Consider the following 6,381-nt stretch of genomic DNA (forward strand, 5'->3'; position numbering starts at 1 on the left):
TGATTCATAATGACATTTTTTTGAAAATAGACTCTGGAATATGTTTAATCATAAACATGATACCCCACCAAAAACCAGGTAAATAAACTTCATTTTTACCCTTAACCATGGCGTTTACAATGCCTTGAGCAATCTTGTCAGGTTTACTCCATAGTAAGCCTGACTTGTTAAAACTGGCAGTCATTGGGGTATCTACAAAACCGGGTTTGATGGTAACAACATCAACCCCTTTTTGAGCCAAACGGTTGCGCAAACCCTGCAAAAACAGGCTTACCATACCTTTAGAGGCACCATAAACGTAGTTGCTTTGTCTGCCCCTGTCACCAGCTACTGAGCTGATTACGGAAATTACCCCTTTTTGTTTAAGTTCAAAATAATTTGCCAGCAAAGTCAATAAACTGATTATGCTTAACGCATTCGTTTCAATTTCTTTTAGCGTTAAGTCAACACTATTCTCACAGTCTTGTTGAGTTGGTAAGGTACCGTGTGCAATCAGGACTGCATCAATTTCACCCAATACCTCTTGGACGCGCTCAATAATTGCCTGATGCTGTTCAATATTTACCAGATCACAACAGAAGCCTTCAATGTGTTGACTGGCACCTGCCCTGACTTTCAAATCATTAACAATCGCTGTCAGTTTGCTATTATTCCGGCCAACGCAAAACAATGAAGCTCCCTGGCTAACCAGTTGGCGGGCAACCTGTTCGGCAATGGCAGAAGTGGCACCAAAAATAACGACTCGTTTTAAAGCATTCATGCGCTTACCCGTTTCCAGAAGTTTGAAGAAAAGCCCGGATCTATAAATTGACTGAATGTTTCCCATTGCGGGAAACCCGATTTGAATAAATGTGCGGGCATACGTGCGTCTTTGGCCGGGTAAAGTGCACCCCCTGCCTCTTGTACAATCGTGTCAAGATCAGCCAATAAACGCAGGGTTTTTGTGCCACGGTTTGGGAAATCCAAGGCAAATGTCATGCCTGGACGGGCAAAAGACAGCATGCCAACAGACTGTTTATTGCCAAATGTTTTAAGCACGGCTAAAAATGAACCGTCTTTTCTTTTTACAATCATTTCCAACAAACGCGAAGCAGCGTCTTTTGCATGTCTTGCAGGAATAACGCACTGGTACTGGTAGAAACCATGTCGGCCATAAATACGGTTCCAGTTCTGGATGGCATCCAGGGGATAAAAATATGGGACATAATGCGACAATGCACCTTGTGGTTTAACGCCTTGACGGTAATAAAGCGCATTAAAAGCCCGTAAACTCATCGGGTTAATCAGCGAAAAGGGGGGTGAAAATGGAATCCGTTTTGTCTTTTCTTTGAAAACAGGGTAAGTGCTTTGGCTGGCGGCATGCTGGCCGGCAAATAAAATGCCCCGGCCCCGTGCGTTCCCGCTTGCCATGCAATCAATCCATGCCACCGTATATGGAAAATTCTGTTCGGCCTGGGTGTTTAGTGGCCAAAACTCATCAAGGTTTTGAAACCGTTGTGATTGGACCCACATCCATGGGTTGTTGACAGGCATCAGTTGCAGTTCAACCCAGCGTATAAGGCCGGTCAACCCCAACCCCCCAATGCTTGCCTTAAAATAGTCTGTATTTTCTGTTGCTGAACAATGCAGAATAGAACCATCGCTACGCCAAAGCTCAAAGGCCCTTACATGATGCCCAAAACTGCCCATGACATGATGGTTTTTGCCATGTACATCATTGGCAACGGCACCTCCGATGGTGGCAAGCCGTGTACCGGGGGTAACCGGTAGAAACCAGCCTTGCGGAACAATTAAGGCCAGAAGATCAGCCAATGTCATACCCGCTTCACACCGGATTACACCTGTTACAGGGTTAAACTCAATGAACCGGTCAAGCCCGTGGGTGAGTAAAAGCGTGCCTTCGTTAGTTAGGCAAACATCCCCATAACTGCGGCCATTGCCATAAGGCAGAAAGGGTTTTGGCAAATGCGTTGAAAACGGCTCTTGCCGGTAAGACAGGGCATGAATTTTTTCAGAAAAAACACGGGGCAGTTTGTTCCAGGAAAGAGGGGTTTTCATTTTCCGGTACTCATTGAAGTATCCAAAGCGTGATGACAAACCATAATATGACGGTAATTAATAAATGAGGATCTTGCAACAAATCTTTGGCCGTGTCGTTACCCTTTGAGTGACGGTGTAATAAAAATATATAACGAAAAATGCCATACATCACAAAGGGTAATGTAAGAATCAGGTTCTCGGTATTGTGAAGTTGGATGGTTTTGGGTGAAACTGTATACAAACCGTATGAAAGAATAGTGCAGGCCGCGGTGATCGCAATGTACTGTTCTAAAATAATTGGGCTGTAGTCATCTAAAACCCGTCTTGTTAAAGCTTGATCTTGTTTGTCACCCCCTTTTAGCATAAGGAGTTCTGCGCGTCGTTTAGAAAAGCCCATAAATAAGGTTATCATTAAGCCACATAGCAGTAACCAGGCAGAAGGTGCAATACCAAGCCCAAGCGTACCGGCTAGAATCCTTAGCATAAAGCCAGACGAGATTAAAAATACATCAAGAATGACAACATGCTTTAAGCTTAATGAATAAAAAATATTAATAATAAAATAACTGATAGTGCATGCCGCAACGTAAATACTTACGTTTATTGACAGGCCAACTGACGTTAAAAACAAGGCCACTAATAAAATTTTTGCACTAAGAGGTGAAATTTCCCTGCTGGCGATGGGCCTTTTGCTTTTTATTGGATGAGCACGGTCTGTTTCAACATCAACCAGGTCATTCAGGATATACACCGCACTTGCCATGGCACAGAATGCGGCAAATGTCATCATGCTTTCATACAGTGTTGATAAATCCCATTGATGAGCAAATAAAGGACCGATGAATACAAAGCTGTTTTTCAGGTATTGATGGGGCCGGATGAGTTTTATAAGAGGGGGCACTTTGACATTATCCTTGTATCCTGTGAAAAATGTAAGATTTAGCCATTAGATTTACTACTTCCAGCGTGATAGATAGGCTTTTATCAAAGAAAAATTTAGACGTGATGGCAATATTGTTGAAAAGGTATTGTTTTTCATTTAGTACTAAAACTCTATTAATTTCCTAACTAAAATATTTTACGCCTCTCACTATATATTCAATGAAGTCAAAACTTTCTATTACTCCTAAAGGACCAGAAATAAAACCAATGAATACAACAAAAGCGATAAGCTTTTCCCTATCTTCAAAAAATGACAATACATTATCTCTAATTATATTATCTTGTAAAATAATAAAAAATATTGATATGATAAAGTTTGTTATCGCCAGAGACCACCACCTGAAATGATCATACCCCAAAGGGTACAGAGCCAATGGGGATAGTGCGCTCAAGAGAATAAATCCAATTCTAAAGTTCAATTGACTTTTTACTGAAAGGTAAAGTTTATAAATCAGGTAGAAAAAAGGTAGCATAAAAAATGCGAAAATTATATGATGTAGCAACCGATTTAAGTTGATTCCCACTTGCATTGTTAAGTTTAAATTTTCTTTAATGGAAGTGTGATGGATGACACTAAGGGAATCATCAATTACTCTATCGCCATAAATGGTTTTTAATTTTTCAAGATGGCTTTCAAAATCAAGCGAAGTGTATTCGCCGCGTGTAGAAATAAAATATGTCAAAAATAAGATGAAGGTAAAGCTTATGATTTGAAGTGTAAAACCTTTTTTGGAGTGATCAATATAGTTCCAAAAAACAATAGAAAGTGGTAGTGTCATGAAAAATGCTGCCTCATGTACTAGAACAGATAAGAATAAACCTAAATTTATAATAATAAAAGTAGTAAAAGTGCTTTTTTTTGAAAAGGAATTAATTATTAAAATAAGCAGTATAAAAATTGAATATATGATTACATCAAATCTACCAACGTCAAGTGCAAAGTGTTGTAAAGTCGCCGGTGAAGTAGAAGCAAAAATCATTAAGAAAAATGCACCTAATCTCTTACCATAGTAAAAATATGGCTTTGAAAAAAAATAAAAAAAACAGAAAAAAAGTATGCTAAGGGCTATGTATGAAAAAAAGCTGACTTGGGCATATGAAATGTGGTTAGAAAATAAGCTTATTAATTCACCAATAAACCCTCTTTTAACAAATTCATCATCGTAATTAAAAAGATAATGAGTGTACCGCCAATTACTTACATAACTTGTCCCATCTTTGAAAAGAAGGGGGTTGGATCGAGCCAAGACTATTAAAATTATTACAGAGCTAGCTATAAAAAATTTAGTTGTTTGCTTTTTTATGGCTTGTGAATTTGACTTTTTATCCACTATTAAAACCTGAAATAAGAAAGAGAAAGAAACCAATTTTTAGCGATAAAATATTGATATATTTTAATGGAAATTAAAAATATAAATAGATTCTATTTGATCATGAATAATTGATTTTTTTATAAATTTTTATTTTAAAAATATTTATATTAAATGGTTTCTATAATTAATGAGCTTTTTTTTGGGGGTATTTTTTCAAAAACCAGTAACCATTTCCAAAATAATCCAATTAAAATAACCGAAACAAAACCATCCACAAAATAATGCCATCCTAAATAAACGGAACCAAGCCATATAAAAAGCGCATAAAAACTCATTACATATCCAAGCCATTTGTTAATTGAAAAACTGCCAAGTGCAAAAAGCGTAGCCAATGCAACATGAACACTCGGCATGGCAGAAATACCTCCACCTATTGTTAATTTTTCTTTGCCAAATGACTCAGCAAGATATTGTTGATAAATTAAAGCATTAACAGGTTTTTCTTGATGATAAGCGTAAAGTTGGCTCATTAATTTTGAATAACCCTCATGATTCGGGTTAACTAAATCAATATAAAAACAAGGTCCGGCAGAGGGAAATAACCAGGCCAGAATTGAACCAATAAAAACCCAGCTAAATACATAACAACTCATATAGCGAATACGGGTGGTTGGCGATGCTTTTATTGAAACCAGAAAAACGCCCAGAATCATAGGCAAAAACCATGCATGATATAAGTTATCAATGAATAAAGTGGTTTCCAGGCTGCCTATAAATGAGTGGAGAATAAGACCTGGGTCGCCTTGAAAAAGGAAAAAGTCCAAATCTGCAAGTAAGGGGTCTGTAGTAAACCCTTGTTTGGATAATATGGTTTGTTTAAAAACGTTAAAACTGGGAATAAGGATAATCAGTGTAGCAATGGGCCATATCAAACTTAAAAACCGGTCTTGTTGCCATTTTTGCTTTAAATTTTGATAACAGAATGCAAAAGGTGAGGCTTTACACTTTGTTTTTACGCCGAGAGTAATAATTCCAGCAACTTGTGTAATGAGTAAAATTGCAAGGAATGCAATAGGTAGCGTTTTGCCATATGTCCATACCAAGGGTAGAAATTGACCCAATGTGATGGGGCTAATGGCAAAAACAATAATGGCATATAAAATAACTGAGCCAAACAGTAACCCACCTATTTTTAAATCAAGACAATTGAACTGAGCGCGACCGGTCATGATTTTTTATTGTTGAGTGGTTTTTAATAGTAGCCATCGGGCATCGGTTTTCTGGCTTAATGTTATTGGACTGATACCGGGTATGGTATTAGATGCTGCCAGCCAATTATAAAAAGCAGCAGAATGTGGCTTATCCGTTACGACATCATTGCCAGACTGGCAAACAAGAATATATCCAACGTCCCGTTTTTCAATAACCCCTTTGGCAGTGTCCCAAGGTGCCGTATCCAGCAACGCCCGGTGCACATCCAGTAACCCCCCCACATTATGATGATAATTACCGGCAATCACCTTGTGATGGGTACGATAAAGCAATTCAGAAGCTGCGCTACTGGTGGTTAGAATAACAGAAGGGGGCAAGGCGTTTAGCTGCGGGGCAATATCCTGAATGGAACACGCATTTTTTTTATCTTTGTTTGCATTAAGAATATCGCTATCATTGTTCAGCAACACAACACCAATAACAGCAAACAATTGCAATGGCCCTAATAACACCAGCAACACCCCACCCATTTGCGCTTTAATAGAATGACGTGCTTCTTCGTTGGCAAACACAGGCAAATAACTTATGGACAAACCAAAAGCCAGGGCAGAAACCAAGGTGCCTGCCGCACCCATACGCACATGCAGGCCACCCAATAGGGCATAAAGCAGGGCGCCCATACCCAAAACACCCAGCCATAACAACCGTTTACGCCATGCCCAATAAAGCGCCAGCAACCCGGCCACAATTGGGGTTGTTAGCCAGCCAATCATTTTTTCTGGTGAGCTGGTAGCGGGTTTCAGTTCCTGTATTTGTTCCCACCAAACCGCTTTTAATTCATCGGGTAGCAAACCACTGGCGCCGGCAGTGGCAC

General features: G+C 39.1%; 6 protein-coding genes. All 6 read right to left on the bottom strand.

Going from position 1 to position 6,381, the window contains the following annotated elements; translation table 11 throughout:
- Positions 1–4: 4 nt before the first annotated feature.
- The gene (locus HCX92_RS00695) at positions 5–760 is read right to left on the bottom strand and encodes an SDR family oxidoreductase (protein WP_169292991.1); all 756 of its coding nucleotides are present in this window, start codon (positions 758–760) and stop codon (positions 5–7) included.
- The gene (locus HCX92_RS00700; RefSeq protein WP_169292992.1) at positions 757–2,058 is read right to left on the bottom strand and encodes an FAD-binding oxidoreductase; all 1,302 of its coding nucleotides are present in this window, start codon (positions 2,056–2,058) and stop codon (positions 757–759) included. Before HCX92_RS00700 ends, HCX92_RS00695 begins: the two co-directional genes overlap by 4 nt.
- Before the next feature lie 10 nt (positions 2,059–2,068).
- On the bottom strand, positions 2,069–2,941 hold the full coding sequence (locus tag HCX92_RS00705; protein ID WP_371808374.1) for a decaprenyl-phosphate phosphoribosyltransferase: 873 nt from the start codon (positions 2,939–2,941) through the stop codon (positions 2,069–2,071).
- A gap of 163 nt (positions 2,942–3,104) precedes the next feature.
- Positions 3,105–4,313: a hypothetical protein gene (locus HCX92_RS00710; protein ID WP_169292993.1), complete on the bottom strand. Its 1,209-nt coding sequence runs from the start codon at positions 4,311–4,313 to the stop codon at positions 3,105–3,107.
- A 149-nt stretch (positions 4,314–4,462) separates the two neighbouring features.
- Complete coding sequence (locus HCX92_RS00715) at positions 4,463–5,524, bottom strand: phosphatase PAP2 family protein (protein ID WP_169292994.1); 1,062 nt, start codon at positions 5,522–5,524, stop codon at positions 4,463–4,465.
- Between the two features lie 6 nt (positions 5,525–5,530).
- On the bottom strand, positions 5,531–6,381 hold an 851-nt coding region (locus HCX92_RS00720; RefSeq protein ID WP_169292995.1), incomplete at its 5' end, for a hypothetical protein.

It is taken from the genome of Advenella sp. EE-W14 (assembly GCF_012923605.1).
Taxonomy (GTDB): Bacteria; Pseudomonadota; Gammaproteobacteria; order Burkholderiales; family Burkholderiaceae_B; genus Advenella; species Advenella alkanexedens.